The organism is Pseudomonas sp. TAA207, from assembly GCF_001529285.1.
In the GTDB taxonomy this organism is placed as follows: domain Bacteria; phylum Pseudomonadota; class Gammaproteobacteria; order Pseudomonadales; family Pseudomonadaceae; genus Aquipseudomonas; species Aquipseudomonas weihenstephanensis.
The window spans coordinates 22,322-41,458 of record NZ_LLWJ01000053.1; the positions used below are offsets into that span (position 1 = coordinate 22,322).

Below are 19,137 nucleotides of genomic sequence, written 5' to 3' on the forward strand. Positions count from 1 at the left end.
TGCTGCGACAAAAACAACAAGCTCAGGAGCAACGCCATGCACACGCTAAAACTCGCTGCCCGCCGGTGGTGGTACATCATGCCGATCGTGTTTATCACCTACAGCCTGGCCTATCTGGACCGTGCCAATTATGGGTTTGCCGCCGCCTCGGGCATGGCCGAAGACCTGAACATTACGCCGGGGCTTTCGTCCTTGCTGGGGGCATTGTTCTTCCTTGGTTACTTCTTTTTTCAGGTGCCAGGGGCCATCTATGCGCAGAAGAACAGTGTCAAGAAGCTGATTTTTGTCAGTCTGATTCTCTGGGGCGGCCTCGCCACCCTGACCGGCGTGGTCTCCAATGCCTACACGCTGATTGCCATACGCTTCATGCTCGGCGTGGTCGAAGCGGCCGTGATGCCCGCGATGCTGGTGTACCTGTGCCATTGGTTCACCCGCGCCGAACGCTCACGGGCCAATACCTTTCTGATCCTGGGCAACCCGGTGACGATGCTCTGGATGTCGGTCGTGTCAGGTTATCTGGTGCAGCATTACAGCTGGCGCTGGATGTTTATCGTCGAAGGCCTGCCAGCGGTGCTCTGGGCATTTATTTGGTGGCGTCTGGCCGATGACCGCCCAAGCGAAGCCAAATGGCTCAGCCTGCAAGAGAAGCAAGACCTGCAAAGCGCGCTGGATGCCGAACAAGTCGGCATGACGCCCGTGAAGAACTACGCAGCGGCCTTTCGCTCACCCAAAGTCATCCTGCTGGCGTTGCAGTTCTTCTGCTGGAGCATTGGCGTGTATGGCTTTGTGCTGTGGCTGCCGTCGATCCTCAAGCAAGGCGCACACATGGACATGATCGAGGCTGGCTGGCTCTCGGCCTTGCCGTATCTGGCGGCGGTGATCGCCATGCTGGGGGTGTCCTGGGGATCAGACAAACTGCAAAAGCGTAAACGCTTCGTCTGGCCGCCGCTGCTAATTGCCTCCATTGCCTTCTATGGCTCCTACGCCTTGGGCGCTGAGCATTTTTGGTTGTCCTACACGCTGCTGGTAATTGCGGGCGCTTGTATGTACGCGCCCTACGGCCCTTTCTTTGCCATCATTCCGGAAATTCTGCCCTCCAATGTGGCCGGCGGCGCGATGGCACTCATTAACAGCATGGGGGCGCTGGGGTCATTTTCCGGCTCGTACCTGGTGGGTTACTTAAATAGCGAAACCGGCTCGCCCGGCGCTTCGTACCTGCTGATGAGCGGCGCACTGCTGATTTCGGTGCTGCTCACCCTGATGCTCAAACCCACCACCAAAGACCCTGTTGCGCCACAACTCAGCGCCGCCCAGCGTCTGGCCCACTCTTGAATTAAATGTTGGTGATCGCCTTGAAAAAACACGTCGTGCTCTACAAAAAACTGTCCGATGCGCTGATGCAGCGCTTGCACGCGCACGCGCATGTCACGCTGATTGAGCGCCTTGACGCACAGGGCCTAGAGCAACTGCGCGCCGCCCTGCCCCAGGCACACGGTTTACTGGGGGCAAGCCTGAAGCTGGATGCGCAACTGCTGGACCTTGCCCCCCAACTTGAGGCCATTGCCAGCGTGTCCGTGGGCATCGACAACTATGACCTCGAGTACCTCGATGCACGCAAGATCCTGCTCACCCACACACCCGACGTACTCACCGAAACCACGGCCGACACTGGTTTTGCCCTGATTTTGGCCAGCGCCCGGCGCGTGGTTGAACTGGCCATTCGTGTGCGTAATGGCCAATGGAAAAAAAATATCGGCCCCGAGCATTTCGGCACCGATGTGCATGGCAAAACCCTGGGCATCATCGGCATGGGTCGCATCGGCGAAGCCTTGGCCCAACGCGGCCATTTTGGCTTTGGCATGCCAGTCATCTATCACAGCCACTCGCCAAAACCGGCGGTTGAAGCGCGCTTTGATGCGCAATACCGCAGCCTTGAGCAGTTGCTGCAAGAGGCTGACTTTATTTGCCTGACGTTGCCGCTGACCGCCGAAACGGAAGGTTTGATAGGCCGCGAACAATTCGCCCTGATGCGCCCCGAAAGCATTTTTATCAATATTTCACGGGGCAAGGTGGTCGACGAGGCCGCGCTGATTCACGCCTTACAAAACGGACTGATTCGCGCAGCGGGTCTGGATGTGTTCGAACGCGAACCTCTTGATACGGCCTCGCCCTTGCTCACGCTGGATAACGTGGTCGCCACGCCGCATATCGGCTCGGCCACGATAGAAACCCGTGAAGCCATGGCCCGTTGTGCCGTGGACAACCTGTTGGCCGCGCTGGCCGGAGAGCGGCCACCGAATCTGGTGGGCGCGTTTCATCAGTCAAAAACTGAAATGCACGGCCTCAAGGAAATATCCTAGGGACCTGTGAGAAACATTTTCGATTGACAGTCAGACCAGGCCAATCGTCAGTCACTGACGCCCATGTCACTCAGGCGGCATGGGTGAAAACGCTGTTTTAACCGCGACTTTTTTGATGTTGCTTTTGCTCACGGCATTAGCAGATCGCTCTTGTTCATCGAGCGCAACACCCTACAGGCACCGCCCCGCAGATTGCTCAAGCTAGCCAGCTACGACAATCGCAATGGGTTATTCAAGGATGCTGAACTTAAAAACACACCACGGCCTACGCGACCGTGGATATGGCCGCGCGTCAGGGACGCTCGCGATCAGTTTGCTGGCCAGCCTGTGCGCACTACCGCAGCAGGCGCTGGCTGATGACGAAAGAGGACGCCTGCACAATCCCGCGAGTTGGCGCAGCACGGAGTTCCAGTCAAATTGGGGGCTACACGCCATCGGGGCTGATTACGCCTACGCCAGAGGCCTGAGTGGCATTGGCGTAAACCTGGGCATGCTCGACACCGGGACTGACTTGCGTCACCCCCAGTTCCAGGGCGCTGATCATAAAGGGCTGATCCTGGCAGAGCCTGGATGCCACAGTGAACAAAACCTGTCAGTCACCGACGGGTGTTTTTTTACCCGCGGTGATCTCGAACAAGTGATCTGGAACGACGTGCCCGCCGAAGACATCCTGGATTTCGAAGAAAGCGTGGCCTATGGGCTGGTTGATGCCGAGGAGTTGCAACACTTTCTGGAAAACGTTGGTGTACGTGCAGACAGTCACGGGACACATGTGGCAGGTACGCTACTGGCGAACAGAGACGGTGAAGGTGTCCACGGGGTGGCCTGGGGTAGCCAACTGCATGCAATGCGCCATTCCACCCACGCTTACTTCAGCCCCGCGCCCATTGAGCTTGAACCGCGATCGCTGACGCTAAGTGCAATATCCGACGCTCATGCGCAACTCCAGCAGCAACAGGTTCGAGTCGTAAACCACAGCTGGGGGCTGGATGAGCGGCTGTGGAGTGTTGCGCAGTTAGACCTGAGCCTGCAGGGAGCTCCCGGCCAGTTAGGCAACGCATTGGGAAACGCCTCCCGACAGTTTGGATTGCTGCAAGTCTGGGCCGCAGGAAACACGCCTGACTCTGCAAACCTGTCCCCAGAAAGCGCGCCCTTCGCCGACACACTCCCAACACTGCCCCGCCTGCACCCTGAGCTGGAGCCATACTGGCTCAGCGTGGTCAATGTTAATCAACACCTCACGCTCTCTGACCGTTCCATGCGGTGTGGGTATAGCCAAAACTGGTGCCTGGCAGCCCCCGGCACCGACATCAATTCCACAGTGGTCACGACACAGATAGAGGCCGAAACAACCGAAGACATGCACGGTGAAACAAGCGGATTCAAGATCATTGCCGACCGGCCAACGTTCACTTATCAGCAGCTCTCAGGCACTTCGATGGCGGCCCCACACGTTACCGGCGGTCTGGCCTTGCTTATGGAACGCTTCCCTTATCTGGACAACGCGCAAATCCGCGACGTACTGCTGACCACTGCGCGCGATATTGGCGCGCCAGGCGTGGACGACATTTATGGCTGGGGCTTGATGGACCTGAAAAAAGCCATCGAGGGGCCGGGACAGTTACGCGTCGACACCCACGTGGCAATGAATGCTCACGCTGGCGGGGTCAAGGTTTGGCAGGGCCTCGCGTGGGACGATTGGCGTAACGATATCAGCGGGCCAGGCCATCTCAGCAAGAGCGGGCCTGGCTGGCTGCGGCTCAGTGGTGACAACACTTTTGCGGGTGCCACGCTCTACGAGGGCACTCTGGAACTGCAGGGCGTTCAACGCTTAACCAACGCCATCCAGGTCAATGGTGGCCGACTGCTTATTAACGGTACGTTGTTCGATACCGCCCTTAACGTAAACAGCGGCATGGCACACATTGCGGGTCAACAGCTGGGCGCTTATACCCGTGTCGGCCCAACCGGGTTTCTAGGGGGCGATGGCGAACTCTCGCACACTCAGGTGCTGGGCACCCTGGCTCCCGGTAGTGCGGATACCGCCCTCACAGTCAATGGCGATTACGCGCAAGGCCGCGAGTCAATATTCATGTTCAAACCTGGCCTCCAGCCCGCCCAACCTGCACTTAAGGTGACCGGTACGGCGTTGCTACACGGTGGCACCTTGCACCTGATCCCTCAGGCTGAGGTGATTACACTGGGACAACGCTACGCGGTACTTGAAGCCGATGCCGGTGTTTACGGGCAATTTACTTCGGTGGATCACCGTGCGATTTCACCGTTTTTGCGCATTGATCAGACCCATGACTCACACGCGCTGGGGCTTGAAGTCAGTCGTGGCGTGCCACTGCTCTCTGCGGCCAATACGTCTAACCAGCGCGCTACGGCCAACGCTGCCGACCGCCTGGCGGTATCGCATCCTCTGGCGCAACGCTTGACGGCGTTGTTTCCCGCAGATGCCCCGCACGCGCTCGACCAACTCAGCGGTCAGTTGCATGCCAGTACTACATCAGTGTTGATCGAGAGCAGTCGCGTCATGCGTAATGCAGCACTTGAGCATGCCAGCAACCTGCATCACCCCGCACAGCATGAATCGCCACCCTCACGTCAGGCTGTATGGGTTCAGTCGCTGCACAACAATGGCCGCATTGACGGCAATGGCAATGCTCAAGGGGCGCAGTACACCCTGACAGGTGTGCTGCTGGGTGCCGATCATGACTTCGAGCAAGGCACGCGCCTCGGCGTAATGATGGCCAGCGGTCAAGGCGACGTCAAAACCGGTGCCAGTGGCAAAGCCACGCTCGATGCGTATCAGGTCGGCCTGTATGCCGGGCACACGTGGGACGCGTTCGGGCTGTATGGCGGGCTGGCTTATGCGCATCACACGGTCCAAAGCAAACGCCGGGTCACCTTCACAGGACTGAATGAAACGCTGTCCAGTGACGCCAAAAACCATACCCAACAGGCGTTTATCGAAGGTCGCTATCGTTGGCAATCGGGGATATGGGACATACAGCCCTACCTGCAACTGGCACATGTCCGGTTGCAGCGCGAAACCTTTAACGAACAAGGGGGGCATGGTGCATTAAAAGTCCGCAGCCCCCATAGCGCTGTGAATTTGGCCACGGGCGGCGTACGTTTCACGTTCGATATGGGCAAAACATCATCCGGGCCTGCCTGGTTAAGCCTCACCGCTGGCGCGGCATATACGCGTGCGAGTGGCGGCCTGCGACCTGTGTCCGACGTCGCCTGGCAAGATAGCACCACGATGCATATCAGCGGGGCACCGGTAAACCAAGCGAGCACGCAGCTGGACATCGGCGCCGTTGCGCGGCTCACCCGTGATAGCGCTTTCAAGGTGAGCATGAACCATCAGCGCGGTGATCGCGCCCGCGAGCATGGCATTACAGCGCACTACAGTTTTGCTTTCTGAAAGAGCCAATGAACAGGCCAGGCTGATACTCAGCGCTGGCCTTTATCCACCACACTGCACGTGGGCGATACAGCCCAGGCTTTGTACGCACAGTGGCTGGATCTGATGTGTTTAACGCCGCAAACATCAGCTCTGCCACAGTGCGTTCGTCCCGATAACTGGACCCGCCCCCCTCCTCGCGGCCTCCCATCTTTGCATCAGTCGTAGCCAATACAGTGTGGGCGTAGATTGCTGCCTGTGTTTAAAACCCCAGTGTGTTGAGCGTACGAACTCCTTACACGTTGCGGACTGTGCCAAGGAACCCGCAAACGTGATTTGCGCACCCACAAGGACGCCTCAGGAAGCCGTCACGTCCTGTCGCCAGAGAATCATCTCGCCACATTTGACAGGAGTCCTTGAATGACAACTTCCACGCTTACGACGGTACAGCACAGGCCGCAGCAGCCCCCTCCCACCGCCAAAGACCTGGCACCTACGTCGCAAGACAGGCCGCAAACCCCTTCAGAGCCACCCACCCGCACCCATCAGCCTGTGGCTGCGCAACCCACTGCGCAAAACCTCTCAAGCAGTGCATCCGTCAGCATCGGCCTGAAAAAGGCATTGGCCGGCAAACAAGACCTAATGGAGCTGGGCAAGAAGCTCAACGCAATCATGACGAAGCTGGGGGTACATCCCCCTCGTGGAGCCATTACAACCGAACTTAAAAACACGTTGATGGACATTCACCCCGACTCACCCTACACCCCCGAATCGGGCAGTACGGTCACGCTAGAAACGTACATCAAGGACAACAAATGGTTTTTACCCACACGCTCTTCACATATAAACACTCTGGCTGACGCCGTACTGGGCAGAGCCTTGCAGCACCCATTGGGCAACTTTGGCGGCAGCCTGTCATGGCCGCTGCCTCTCACTGCAAGTGAGCAACGCACCCTATTGAGCGGCGCCACAAACTTCGGTGCAAGTCGTCCAAATCCACCGAAAATGGGCATGAGCCTCGGAATACTGGAATACCTGAACAGCAACCAAAAACTCAGCGAACAAGCCATACAAAACCCCGCCAAGGCGCTAGAAATTATCATCAGTACGCCTCGCGCGCAGGCACTTGGGCAAAGCTTACAAACGCAGATGGGGGGCATCGCCACGGACTCCAGCGTGAATGATTACGCGTTGGCAGCCATTAATTTGATGCTCGATCCGGATGCCGTGCACACGCCGCAGCGTAACAAAGTCGCGGGTTTTGACTTGGCGCAGCAAAGTCACTGGGGAGAACCGGTATCCAAAATACACGCAGAACTGAGCAGCCACTTGAGCCGCACGGGCAAAACCACACCGGAGATGGCCAAGGTGGGCGCCTACCTGCTATTGGCAAGAAAAGCGCCGCTATTACTGGCTAAAGATATTCCTGACAGCGTGACCTATGGCAGTGCCGCTTGGGTCAGCTTCGCCGTTGCAGCGGCTTCGGTAGAGGCTAATGCGCCGGGCACTGTTCCCAATTTGAGCTATGCGCAGATCATGACTGAGGCTCAGACTCTCGGCGCGCAAGATAAAGCCAGCACTCAACAAGCCAAAAAAGCCGCCCTGTTGGATTGGGCGGTGGTTCAAGGTGTTCTCCCGTCAAAAAAAACCGAAGACTACAGCGCGCAGGAGGTCGAGTTAGCACGGACCACGTTCAATGCGCAGTCTTCTGAACGCATCAAAGGTTCCAGACTGGCGAACACTGAAATTCCCAGTCGTAAAGAAATTGCATTGGCCAAACTTAAAGAGCGGTTTGGTGCCGGTGTGCCTTTTGAAGAACCGCTGCTGGTACCCAAGAATCCCTCACCCCCTTCCCCCTACCTGTTTAGCGTGGCGGCGCGAGGTCCCGTGTACGGTCATTCATTGCTCGATATTGCGATGGGTGGGCAGGTAATGAGCAACATCGATTGGAAGACTTCCGATCCACGTATTGCTGCCGCGATCAAAGGCAAATCTCTCGCGTTCGACACCAACGAAGTGTTCAACACGAAATTCTCACAGGCCATGGATGCCTCTAAAGAATCGATTGCTATCCTCATCAAACACTTCATCTCCGAACTTCCGTTGTCGGACAGAAAGAACTTTGAATTCGGCGCGTTGGAATTTCGCCAAGAAAAAAAATATGAACGAGGCCTGAGTGACACTTACGTCGGCAAAAAGCCTTCGCTGTATGTAAAAACCACGCTAGGATCCACACACTGCGCTTATGAAATCAATACTTGCGAGGGGAAAATAAAACCTATTTCGATGGGTATTTATACCAACTCGAGCATGATATCTGGCGCCAACACACTGCATATGGAAGCGTTTACACCCACGACCGCCAGCGCCGCCGACCTGACCTCCAGATCTCCCTCCAGCACAGGTCTATCGCCCAATAGTTTTTCAAGTCCCCGCACTCAAATCCTTGCCAATGTAATGGTTGAACATCTCGATATTGATAACGAGACGGTGGTGAGGCAAGCCACTGGAAGTACCCGTTACGAAGACACGCTAAACGCAGAAAAGAACGTGAATGAATTTTTCCTGGACCTGGTTCCCTTAAGATCCGCCATCGTTAACTTTAGTAAGGGTAATGTTGGTGCAGGGACTTTAGACCTCGCTTTTGATGTATTTGGTTTTGCGACAGCGGGCGCCGGTGTGAGTGCGAAAGTTTTAAACGCTACCAGCAAAGCCGCTTCAGCTGGAGCAAAAGCGTTGCAGGCAGGCAAAGTGATAGGTAAGGCTCTTCTCAGTGAATTTAATCCCTTCACTGTTGCAGGCAATGTGCTTGAAGGCGGCGTCAAACTTGTGAGCAAGGCGATCAATACGTTCAGTGCGGGCAGCGGTAGCTATGATCTCCTGAAGGCGGCCAGCCGACAGTATGACGTCGCGGCGAAGGGAAACTTGCAAGTTGCCGGCAACACTGTTGAGACCAGCGCAGTGCTCAAAGAAGGCAAATGGTACTCCTATGATGTTGCCCGATCGCGCCCCTACGGCTCGCCCCTGCAAAATTTCACGCCCACGGTGGTGGCACACGGGGGGGATATTCAGAGCTCGGGCTGGTTCTCCAATTGGTTTGGCCAAACCCCCAACCCGAATTTTGAACGCGATTTTGATGCAGCGCTCCTGGATGCATCACATGCCGACAGTGCAAGTTTCAACCGCGGTTTTAGTAGTAAAACACCCCCGGACATAGCGGGTTACACCGCATCAATGAGCATTGATGCCATAAAAAAACTGGCCGTGGCTTCTTCGTGCTCCCCTGAACAATTAGGCCGTCTGTCTCAGCGAATAGACTATCTAGAAAAGTTACCTCAGGCGTACGGAACACAACTGACAAACGCCAAACTCGCGGATGCACAGCATTTCAATCAAGGCTATACATCAGGCAATCCCGCGGAGATTGATGGCTACTCTTCTTCGTTGACTATCACTCAGATCAAAGAACTGACACTGGTTCCCGGACGAACACCACACGCTATTGGCTGTTTGAAAAAACAGATTGAAAGAAAAGCAATAGCCATTAACTTGGAGAATTCGAGAAAGTTCAGTGAGGAAGTCACTTCGGCAGGGGGGACAGTGACGCTCATGCCGCAAGGTTACTATCTGAATCAGGTCAATCCTATCTCGGGAGGCGAATGTGCAGCGCTGTCCAACGCGATGGCTTATGCCATTCAAGAAGGGAAACAACACACATTGATCGAAAACTTTTTCACCGTCATGGCGCATCCAGAACATGCCAACACACAAAGATTTCGGCAAAACCTGACACATTTCCAGGCCACCCTTAGAACAGAATTTCATGGGGGGCAAACCACCTACAAGGCGACGTACTCAGACATTATTACTGATCTGGCCAGCGCGGAAAAATCGGAAAGCATACTGATCGGAAATAGTCGGCATGGCGTTACAGCCGGTGTGATAGTGAACGGACCTGATAAAGAATGGTTTTACTACGACCCCAATTTTGGCCTGGCCTCGTTTAAAACTGAAGAGAGCATGCGCAATGGCCTTGAACGCACCATGAACAGTGGCACGACCAGCCATCTGTTCAAGCCCAACCCAGGCACCCGTACCTATGATGTCGCTGCATTCAATGAGTTGTACTTGATAAATACCGTTAAAAGTCTAAATGTCTTCCACCTCTTCGCCGTCCCTATCAACATTCCTAAAATGACACCGCCAATCACCCCGTAAGGCCTGTCAAGGGAGCCCGTTGGTGGCTCCCCATGCCTGCTCAAGCGTCAACCCATCGGTTGAGCTAAGCCGTTCACACCTGCAATGCGACGCTAAATCGCTTCACTGCATGATTTACATCAAAACCTGGCCATTCAATGGGCGCGCCGCTAACAAAAATCTCATCGTTGTGCAGCGTAAGTGCTAGCTTTGATCCCGTAAGGCTCTCGTGCACATGCAGGGCCTTACCCGTAACCGTTCAGACACAGAGCAAAAGGAAACGCTCGATGAATCCTATGGGCAACAGCACTAAAGTGACCTTTCCCAACGCCTGCCAACTGATGCGCTGGCATTTTAAACCGATGGGCTTTGAGGCAACCATGGACGCGCCTCGCAGCATGATCGTGCGACTGTTCGACCGCGCCAGTGGCGAGACGGTAATCGCCATCGCCGGCATTCCCTGCTCCACCGTCATGACCACCGGCGAAGTGGCGCACATCATTCAAGCCGTTGAAGACGAACTTGAGAGTTTCGTTCCACCGCAGGCATGGCGCGTACTGGCCTGAATCTCGCAGCGCATTGAAGCGTCACGCCTCTCCCTACCGACCTCCCCCACGAGGATCACGCCTGATCCTCTTTCTCGATAACTTCACGTTGTGCTCTGTTTCTTAAAGAGGAGGCAGATTTTTCTTTTTGTTACAACTGTGAATCTATATCATTTGCTTTTATATCTGCATGGAAGCTGATCACCTCATCTCTCTTCGCATGCGGAAATTTCGATGTTGCCCACACCTCCCCAGCCTTTTCGTCTAACCCCCATTGCTGCAACCCTCATCGGCTGCCTGAGCGCGTGTGCCGGTTTTATCGTCCATGCGGACCAAACAGCGAGTGGCACGTTGACACTGGACCCTACCGCTGTATCGGCCGATGCCCCGCCCCAAAACGCCTTACCTTCTGTATACAGCGGCGGTCAGGTCGCGCGCGGCGGTGAATTGGGCGTGCTGGGTAATCAGGACATCATGGATGTCCCTTTCACGATGTCGAGCTACACCTCGCAGCTGATTGAAGACCAGCAGGCTGAAAACCTGGGTGATGTGCTACTCAATGACGCCTCCGTGCGCCAGTCATTCGGCTACGGCAACGCCTCGCAAATTTTTGTAATCCGTGGCCTCCCCCTCAGCACAGACGATATCTCGTATAACGGTTTGTACGGTGTTCTGCCACGCCAGGTCATTTCAGCTGACAACCTTGAACGTGTAGAGGTGTTCAAAGGGCCGAATGCCTTCATCAATGGCGTTACACCTACCGGCTCGGGGGTGGGGGGCGGCATTAATCTTCAGCCAAAGCGCGCGCTGGACACCCCGACCCGACGCTTTACCACGGATATTTCCAGTGATGGACGGATCGGCGAGCACCTGGATCTGGGGCAACGTTTTGGCACCGACAACCAGTTCGGGGTACGCATGAACCTGGCGCAGCGCGAAGGTGACACCGCCATCGACGATGAAAACCAGCGCACCAAGCTGTTTGCCCTGGGCCTGGATTACCGTGGTGATCGCTTGCGTGTATCGACTGATTTTGGCTATCAAAAGCAACGCATCAATGGCAACCGTAACGTGGTGTACGCGGGCGCCAAGCTCACAGACATCCCCCATGCCCCCGATGCCGACCACAACTACAGCCAGAAGTGGACATCCACTGAACTGGAAGACACGTTTGGCATGGCGCGCGCCGAGTACGACCTCAACGACCACTGGACCGCGTATGCCGCAGCCGGGGCTAAACACACGCGCGAAGTCGGCAATTATTCGACGCCAACCTTGGTCAATTCGGCAGGCGCGACCACGGCCTCAAACATGTTTGTGGCCCACGATGAAGACAACCGCAGTGCAATGGCCGGGCTGCGCGGCAAATTTCAGACCGGGCCTGTGAGCCATCAAGTCAACCTGGGGTTAAGCGGCATCTGGACCCAGCAACGCTCGGCCTATGACTTGAGCGCCACCTTCAACAACAACCTGTATGACACCGTGGACGTGCCAAAACCTGCTCCCGGTAAATACGTGGGCGGCGACATTAATGATCCGGGGATTGTCGGCAAAACCATCAACCGCAGCGTTGCGCTCTCTGACACCGTGGGCTTTGTCGATGACCGCATTCTTGTGACCTACGGCCTGCGCAAACAGACACTGAAAGTCGATGGCTGGAACTACAAAGGCACTCGATCCGCTGCCTACGACGAATCCATCACCACCCCGGTCTACGGCATCGTGCTCAAACCCTGGGACAACGTTTCGTTGTATGCCAACCGCATCGAAGGATTGGCACAAGGGCCGACCGCACCCGCGTCTGCAGGTGGCAGCCCGGTGGCCAATGCTGGCGAAGTATTTGCCCCCGCGCGCTCCAAGCAGGTAGAAGCCGGGATCAAATATGACCACGGCACCTTTGGCGCGAGTCTGGGTGTTTACCGTATTGAAAAACCGTCAGATGGCTATACCAATGCGGACAACGTTTACGTGCGTCAGGGCACACAACGCAATCGTGGCGTAGAAATGAACATTTACGGTGAGCCCATCGATGGCCTGCGCCTGCTGGCAGGCGCAACGGTGATGGACACTGAGTTGAGAGACACCAAAAACGGCGCCAATGATGGCAATCGGGCAATCGGTGTGCCCAAATTCCAGTACAACCTGGGCGCTGACTGGGATGTACCGGGGCTGCAAGGCGTGGCGCTGAATGCGCGCATGCTGCGCACCGGCGGCCAATACGTGAATGAAGCCAATACCCTGAGCATTCCGGCCTGGAACCGTTTCGACCTGGGCGCGCGGTACAGCTTTGAGGTGGAGCAGCGTGCCATCACCTTGCGGGCGAATCTGGAAAACGTCGCCAACACAAACTACTGGGCGTCTGCCAACGGCGGCTACTTGAGCCAGGGAGAACCGCGCTCATTGAAAGTCTCGGCGACCGTCGACTTCTAACGACCCGAGAGAAGACAGGCCGGTGGTTAAAACCGGCCTGTCGTCCCTGCGTTCAAAGTATCCGGTACAGCAAGCGCTCGATCCGCACCCGGCTGACCCGACGCAAAAACTTGGCCACTGCGGGTGGGTAATCGGCCAGGGTGTCCAAGTGTTTGTATGAGTCGATGCGTCGGGTGTGAGCAAAAATCGCATCCAGCTCTTTGCGTCGCGGCTCTAGCAGTTCGCGCCGTGGATCATCGATCAACAGGCCGTTTTCCAGATCCAGACGAAACGCCCTCGGGTTGAGGTTATTGCCCGTAATCAGGGTGTAGCGCTCATCCACCCACATCCCCTTGAGGTGATAGGTGTTATCGCCGTCGCGCCACAAGTGCAGGTTCAGCAGGCCGCTGTCGATCATACGCTGATGACTTTTAGCAAACCGGCGCAGGCTCAACTCATACAAATACGGCAACGCCGCGATCACTTTGAACGGCTCACTGGGCGGGATGTAGAAATCATTCGCCGTCTTGTCACCGACCACGATATCAATGCGTACACCCCGCTCCAGCGCACGATTGATTTCGCGGGTCACGGGCAAAGGCAGATTGAAGTACGGGGTACAGAGGGTCAGTTGCTGTTGCGCACTGGCGATCAATTCACAGATCACGCGACTGAGCGGGTTGTTTTTACCCACCCCCAGCAAAGGGCTGACAGACAGGCCGAAATGGCTGACCGTACCGGCGCTGGTGTCGTAACTGGCTTTTTTCAGACGACTGCGCAGATCACCGATGGCAGAGCGCAGACTGCGCGTGCTCGGCAGTGAAGGCACATCAAGGCGATGCACCGCTGGGGTCTGGATCAAATCGTGCTGCACAAAATGCTGCATCGAGTCGGCCAACGGCTTGTTGTTAATCACGTGATAGCGATCGAAACGGTACTTGTCGAACTTGTGCAGGTACACGTTATTGAGGCTGGCACCGCTGTAGATCACGCAGTCGTCAACGATGAAGCCTTTAAGGTGCAACACCCCGAACAGTTCACGGGTTTGCACCGGCACGCCGTAAATCGGCACCTGCGTGTCATGTGCCAGCGTCTGCGCCTGATACCAGGCCGCATTGCCTGGCTGCTTGCCCGCGCCAATCAATCCGCGCTGAGCGCGCAACCAATCGACCATGACCACGATTTCAAGCTCGGGCCGGGCGGCTTTGGCGGCATGCAGGGCATCGAGAATTTCCTGTCCGGCTTCATCCTGTTGCAGGTACAAGGCCACCAGCGTAATGCGCTGACGGGCACCTGCAATATGCTGCAACAGGCAACGACGAAACTCGGCCGCACTGGGCAAGATGTGCACCGCATCGGCGGCCAACGGGAAACTGCGCAACTTAGGCAGCAAAGAGCGTTTGAAGAACGACGGCATAGGGCTCGCTAAGGGTCGAATGCGAAGAACCGCGAAGCTTACACGATTCTGTGTTTTAAGCATTAGCCACGCCGCTGTCGGCGGCCCTCTTAACCCTGGCCCAGGCTCCACAACCGTGCGATGTCGCGCGCGCGATCAGTCAACAACTGCGACGCATGCGCACACGCGTGCTCCAGCGTCATCGGGCCGCTGGTTAAAGCAAACGCCGCATGAATGCCGTGCGCGTACAGCGCTTGATAGCCATCACCCAACGTGCCCGCCACCACGACCACGGGTACGCCGTGTTGCTGAGCGATGCGGGCCACGCCAAAGGGCGTCTTGCCGCGCAAGGTTTGTGCATCGAAACGGCCTTCGCCGGTGATGACCAGTGCCGCGCCCTGCACCGCTTCTGCCAGAGCGACCAGTTCCGCAACGACCTCCACCCCGGCGCGAAACTGCGCGCCAAGAAACGCCTTGGCAGCAAAGCCCAACCCACCTGCCGCTCCTGAGCCTGGCTCATCACGCACATCCTTGGGCAGCACAGTGGCGCAACGGTCTGCAAAATGCCCCAGCGCCTGATCCAGCAGGTTGACTTGCTGGGGCGAGGCGCCTTTCTGCGGGCCGAAAATGGCCGAGGCACCGTGCTCGCCGCACAGCGGGTTATTCACGTCCGCTGCGATTTCAAAGCGCACCCCGGCCAGCCTGGCATCCAGCCCTTGCAGATCGATACGGGCCAGCGTGGCCAACGCTAAACCGCCACGAGGCAGCGGCTGACCTTGAGCATCAAACAATCCCAGCCCCAAGGCTTGCAGCGCCCCGGCACCTGCATCGTTGGTCGCGCTGCCACCAATGGCCAGAATGATGCGCTGTGCGCCTGCGTCCAGCGCGGCCTTGATCAACTCACCGGTGCCATAGGTGCTGCTGATGCACGCATTGCGTTGACCGAGCGCCACCAATTGCAAGCCACTGGCTTCTGCCATTTCAATGATCGCGGTGTGGCTGTCCGGCAGCCAGCCCCAGTTCGCCTGAACCGGCTCACCCAAAGGCCCTTGCACCTGATGACGGCGTAACTGGCCATTGCCCGCTGCCACAATCGCATCAACGGTCCCCTCACCGCCGTCAGCCATCGGGCATTTGATCAACTGCGCGTGCGGCAAGACGTCAGCCAGGCCGATAGCAATGGCATCGGCGACTTTTGCAGCGCTCAGGCTGTCTTTGAACGAGTCAGGGGCAATGACGATTTTCATCAGGCGAATCTCCAGTTCTTATGTACTCCATGCTGCCAGCAACCGTGGGTAAACACGCCAGTCGGCTGCACAAGGTATCACGGGCTTTGTTGTACATTCCCACAAGCTCAGCGCGTGAGGTCAGACAAGGGTTTGACTCATCAGGCTCACTGGCCGAAGCTGAACACCCTTACGCACGCCTGCTTCTGGAATTTGCATGCTCAAGCCCCGCCGCTATCTGCTGATCAGCCTTGCCTCTGCCATCGTTGCCGCCTGCCTCTGGTGGTGGATGCGCCCTGGCGCGACCGTGAACTCTGCCAGCGTCCCCCACAGCTACGCCAAGGCGCTTGAGCAGGCGCACAATGGTCAGCCTGGTGCTGCGCGCGTGCTTTATCAGCAATTGGCCCGTACTGATTTGTCCGACATACGCCGCGCCAGTCTGCATGCCGAACTGCCCAACTACCCCAGCCCGCAAGCCTTGAAACTTGCCGATGCCGATTTGCAACATCCTTCGCCTCTGGTTCGCGAAGCCGCGATCCAGAGTATCGTCGGCTTGGTGCCGAACGCTCAACGGACACTGCTGCTGGGGCCGATCCTGGATGACACGGAGCAAAGCGTGCGCTTTGCTGCCGCCAATGCGTTGCTGGGGTTATCACCGGATGAGCAAGGGCTGTATTTCGGTCCGCTGCAACACGTCATCGACGAATACGAACGGGCACTCAAAACCCAGCCGGACAGCGCACAAGCGCAAGGCCAACTGGCACGGCTGTACCTGCATGAAGGTCAATTGGACGATGCTCAAGCCGCGCTGGAAAAAGTCACCCACCTTGAACCGGACAATCTAAAAGCCGTGGTCGCGCGGGTAGAGTTGCTGGACAAGCGCGGCGAAACCGACAAGGCCCGCGCATTATTGGCCCAGCAACTGCAAGCCAAGCCCGATTCCGCCTACTTACAGCATGCACTGGGGATTTGGTTGCTTAACCATGGCCAAACCGAGTATGCCCTGCTGGGTTTGGCCAAAGCGGTAGAACTGGAACCCGACAACAGCGACTACCGTTACAAGCTTGCGATCGCCTTGCACGACCTTGAGCAACTGGAGGCGGCACAACGCCAACTTGAAGAACTGCTGCAACGCCAGCCTTCCAATCGCAAAGCCCGGGTGTTGTTAATCCGTTACTGGAAGGAGTCCGGGCAATTGCAAAATGTGCAGGTGCTGCTGGCGCAGCTGGAGCAGCAAAACCCGGATGACCCGGCCTTACAGCAGGGGCTTTGAGCACTGCCTGCCACTCAGGGCCTGAGCGAGCACGTCACGGTCATGGATGCGCAGAGCGCGATGGACTTACTCAAACGCACCGTGTTGATGCCAACAAACCCTCCATATGAATAATAATTTCAAATCGTTGAACCGCCGCGATACCGCAGGGTCAAGACCTTATAGCCGCTTAACAGGCGGGGAATGGTTATAGGTCAGGTATCAAAAGGCGGGAAATTCTGTGATTGCATTGGGTCCACCCGAAGAGCGCGCACTGATTCTCACGTGCCCCGGACTGGTCAGGTCTGTTGATCAGCAACAATTGGCTTCGGGCGGTGTTAACAGCCTTCAGCTTTCGCGCATCGATCAGTTGCAACAGGCACTGACAGAAGGTGCGGGGCTGCTGATTGTCGAAGCCAGCTCACGGCAAGCCGAAGAACTGCGCGAACTGAGCAAGGTACTTGCGCACCAGCCAGACTGGTCCGATGTGGCGGTGATCGTACTGACATCAGGCCAATCCTGGTCTGACCTGCAAATCACCGAACTCTGCGCTCAACTCGGTAACGCGATGTTGTTAGCGCCCGCCTGGACCTACACACAGTTGCTCTGCCTGTCGAAAAACGCGTTGCGAAACCGCCGTCAACAATACATTGCCCGTGACTGCGCAGCACGCCTGACTGAACGTGAAAATTTTATCAAGAGTGCATTGCAAGCTATTGATATTGAAATAAATCAGCAAGTGGAAGAGCAACTCAAGCACAACGAAGACCTGCGCCACGCGCAAAAAATGGAAGCTATTGGCCAGCTCACCGGCGGTATAGCCCATGACCTGAACAACATGCTGGCCGGGATCATCGGCAGTATGGAATTACTGCGGCGCAAAGTGGCGCGGGGCAAAACCGACGAACTGGATAGCCTGATTGACATGGGCGTGACGTCCGCCAATCGCGCTGCGGGCCTCACCCATCGACTGCTGGCTTTTTCACGGCGCCAGTCACTGGACGCCAAGCCCCTGTCCATCAACCCGTGGCTGATGGCACAGCGCCAACTCATCGCACAAAACCTGAGCCCGGAAACACAGCTAACCCTTGAAGTTGACGATGCCCTGTGGGTGGCAGAAGTAGACCCCGTGCAATTGGAAAATGCGTTGCTACATCTGATCTCAAACGCCCGTGATGCCATGCCAGCCGCCGGGCATTTTACCGTTCAAACCTTTAACCAACAGGTGAACACAGCCTTCAGCGAAGCCAATGCCAAGCTCACGCCAGGCGATTACATTGTGCTACGCGTGACGGACAATGGCTGCGGCATGGCCCAAAGCACGCTAAAACGTGCTTTCGATCCATTTTTTACAACAAAGCCCATTGGCCAAGGCACAGGTTTGGGCCTGTCTATGATTTATGGATTTTGCAAACAGTCACGCGGTCATGTGCGCATCCAAAGCCAGGAGCAGCATGGCACCACGGTTGAGATTTTCCTGCCCCGGTGTAACGCAAGCAGTAGCAGTTTGAACGTCGACAGTCTGTCATTGGCCCAAACCTGCGCCAACGCGAGCAAAACGCTGCTGGTCGTCGAAGACGACAGTGCCGTGCGCAATCTGGTGACCGATGTATTACGCGAGCAAGGTTATACGGTGATCAGTGCAGAAGACGCCAATGGCGCACTGCCGATCATCGAGTCTGCACAAACCATTGATTTGTTGATCAGCGACGTGGGCTTGCCGGGAATGAATGGGCGTCAGTTGGCCGAAATCAGTCGCCAGGTCCGGCCGCAGTTGCAGGTGCTGTTTATTACCGGCTACGCACAACATGCTACGGCGCGCGGCGGGTTTCTGGATGAGGGTATGCAACTGATTACCAAGCCCTTCACCTTTGACCTGCTGACGGCCAAGGTGAATGAGATGGTGCAGGCAGGCAAGACGCAACGCCAACCCTGAACCTTGCGGAGAGTGTCAGGCCAACAAGGTCTTGATAATGCTCTGTAACTCGTCCAGGTCGAACGGTTTAGCCAAAATAGGGGCTTTGCGCGTGATGGGGCTGTCCGTCTCACGGATTTCCTGTGGGTAGCCGCTGATGAAGACCACCTTCAGATCGGGCCGCAATTTAACCGCAGGCTCAGCGATTTGCACACCTGAAATCCCGCCGGGCAGCCGAAAGTCAGTGACCATCAGGTCCAGGTGCGGCTTGCTGGCCAAAATTTCGAATGCCTGCTCGCCATTCTCCGCCTGCAATACACGATAGCCCTCACCGGACAAATAGTCAGACAGGACCATCAGGATCGAAGGATCATCTTCGACAATCAACACGACATCCAGTGCATCTTCACTCATGGGTCAAA

11 protein-coding genes are annotated in these 19,137 nt (G+C 56.6%); 8 read left to right on the forward strand and 3 right to left on the reverse strand.

Going from position 1 to position 19,137, the window contains the following annotated elements; genetic code table 11:
• Nucleotides 1–36: 36 nt before the first annotated feature.
• The 6 genes from AP059_RS03870 (at nt 37) to AP059_RS03895 (ending at nt 12,947) form a co-directional block, all read left to right on the forward strand.
• A complete protein-coding gene (locus tag AP059_RS03870; RefSeq protein WP_059761961.1) occupies nt 37–1,332 on the forward strand; it encodes an MFS transporter in 1,296 nt (431 codons plus the stop codon).
• A 5-nt stretch (nt 1,333–1,337) separates the two neighbouring features.
• A complete protein-coding gene (locus AP059_RS03875) occupies nt 1,338–2,360 on the forward strand; it encodes a 2-hydroxyacid dehydrogenase (RefSeq protein WP_165599913.1) in 1,023 nt (340 codons plus the stop codon).
• 238 nt (nt 2,361–2,598) lie between these two features.
• Nucleotides 2,599–5,796 (forward strand): S8 family serine peptidase, encoded by a 3,198-nt coding sequence (locus AP059_RS03880; RefSeq protein WP_059761962.1) that lies wholly within the window; start codon nt 2,599–2,601, stop codon nt 5,794–5,796.
• A gap of 399 nt (nt 5,797–6,195) precedes the next feature.
• Nucleotides 6,196–9,993: a hypothetical protein gene (locus AP059_RS03885; RefSeq protein WP_059761963.1), complete on the forward strand. Its 3,798-nt coding sequence runs from the start codon at nt 6,196–6,198 to the stop codon at nt 9,991–9,993.
• A gap of 266 nt (nt 9,994–10,259) precedes the next feature.
• Nucleotides 10,260–10,538: a DUF1652 domain-containing protein gene (locus AP059_RS03890; RefSeq protein WP_059761964.1), complete on the forward strand. Its 279-nt coding sequence runs from the start codon at nt 10,260–10,262 to the stop codon at nt 10,536–10,538.
• A 216-nt stretch (nt 10,539–10,754) separates the two neighbouring features.
• Nucleotides 10,755–12,947 carry a TonB-dependent receptor gene (locus tag AP059_RS03895; RefSeq protein ID WP_256209695.1) on the forward strand — a complete coding sequence of 731 codons (2,193 nt, stop codon included), beginning with the start codon at nt 10,755–10,757 and terminating at the stop codon, nt 12,945–12,947.
• A gap of 52 nt (nt 12,948–12,999) precedes the next feature.
• On the opposite strand, the gene pssA is transcribed toward AP059_RS03895, so the two are convergent.
• Both pssA and AP059_RS03905 read right to left on the reverse strand, forming a co-directional pair.
• Nucleotides 13,000–14,343: a CDP-diacylglycerol--serine O-phosphatidyltransferase gene (gene pssA / locus AP059_RS03900; RefSeq protein WP_059761965.1), complete on the reverse strand. Its 1,344-nt coding sequence runs from the start codon at nt 14,341–14,343 to the stop codon at nt 13,000–13,002.
• 89 nt (nt 14,344–14,432) lie between these two features.
• The gene (locus AP059_RS03905; protein ID WP_059761966.1) at nt 14,433–15,569 is read right to left on the reverse strand and encodes a glycerate kinase; all 1,137 of its coding nucleotides are present in this window, start codon (nt 15,567–15,569) and stop codon (nt 14,433–14,435) included.
• Between the two features lie 196 nt (nt 15,570–15,765).
• Here AP059_RS03905 and AP059_RS03910 point away from each other — a divergent pair, with 196 nt between their 5' ends.
• Together AP059_RS03910 and AP059_RS03915 are read left to right on the forward strand one after the other, a co-directional pair.
• Nucleotides 15,766–16,821, forward strand: coding sequence for a tetratricopeptide repeat protein (locus AP059_RS03910; RefSeq protein ID WP_059761967.1), 1,056 nt, complete (start codon nt 15,766–15,768; stop codon nt 16,819–16,821).
• 220 nt (nt 16,822–17,041) lie between these two features.
• The gene (locus AP059_RS03915; protein ID WP_059761968.1) at nt 17,042–18,736 is read left to right on the forward strand and encodes an ATP-binding protein; all 1,695 of its coding nucleotides are present in this window, start codon (nt 17,042–17,044) and stop codon (nt 18,734–18,736) included.
• A gap of 15 nt (nt 18,737–18,751) precedes the next feature.
• Here the strand turns inward: AP059_RS03915 and AP059_RS03920 are convergent, their stop codons facing one another.
• Nucleotides 18,752–19,129, reverse strand: a complete 378-nt coding sequence (locus AP059_RS03920; RefSeq protein ID WP_059761969.1) for a response regulator — start codon at nt 19,127–19,129, stop codon at nt 18,752–18,754.
• Between the last annotated feature and the right edge of the window lie 8 nt (nt 19,130–19,137).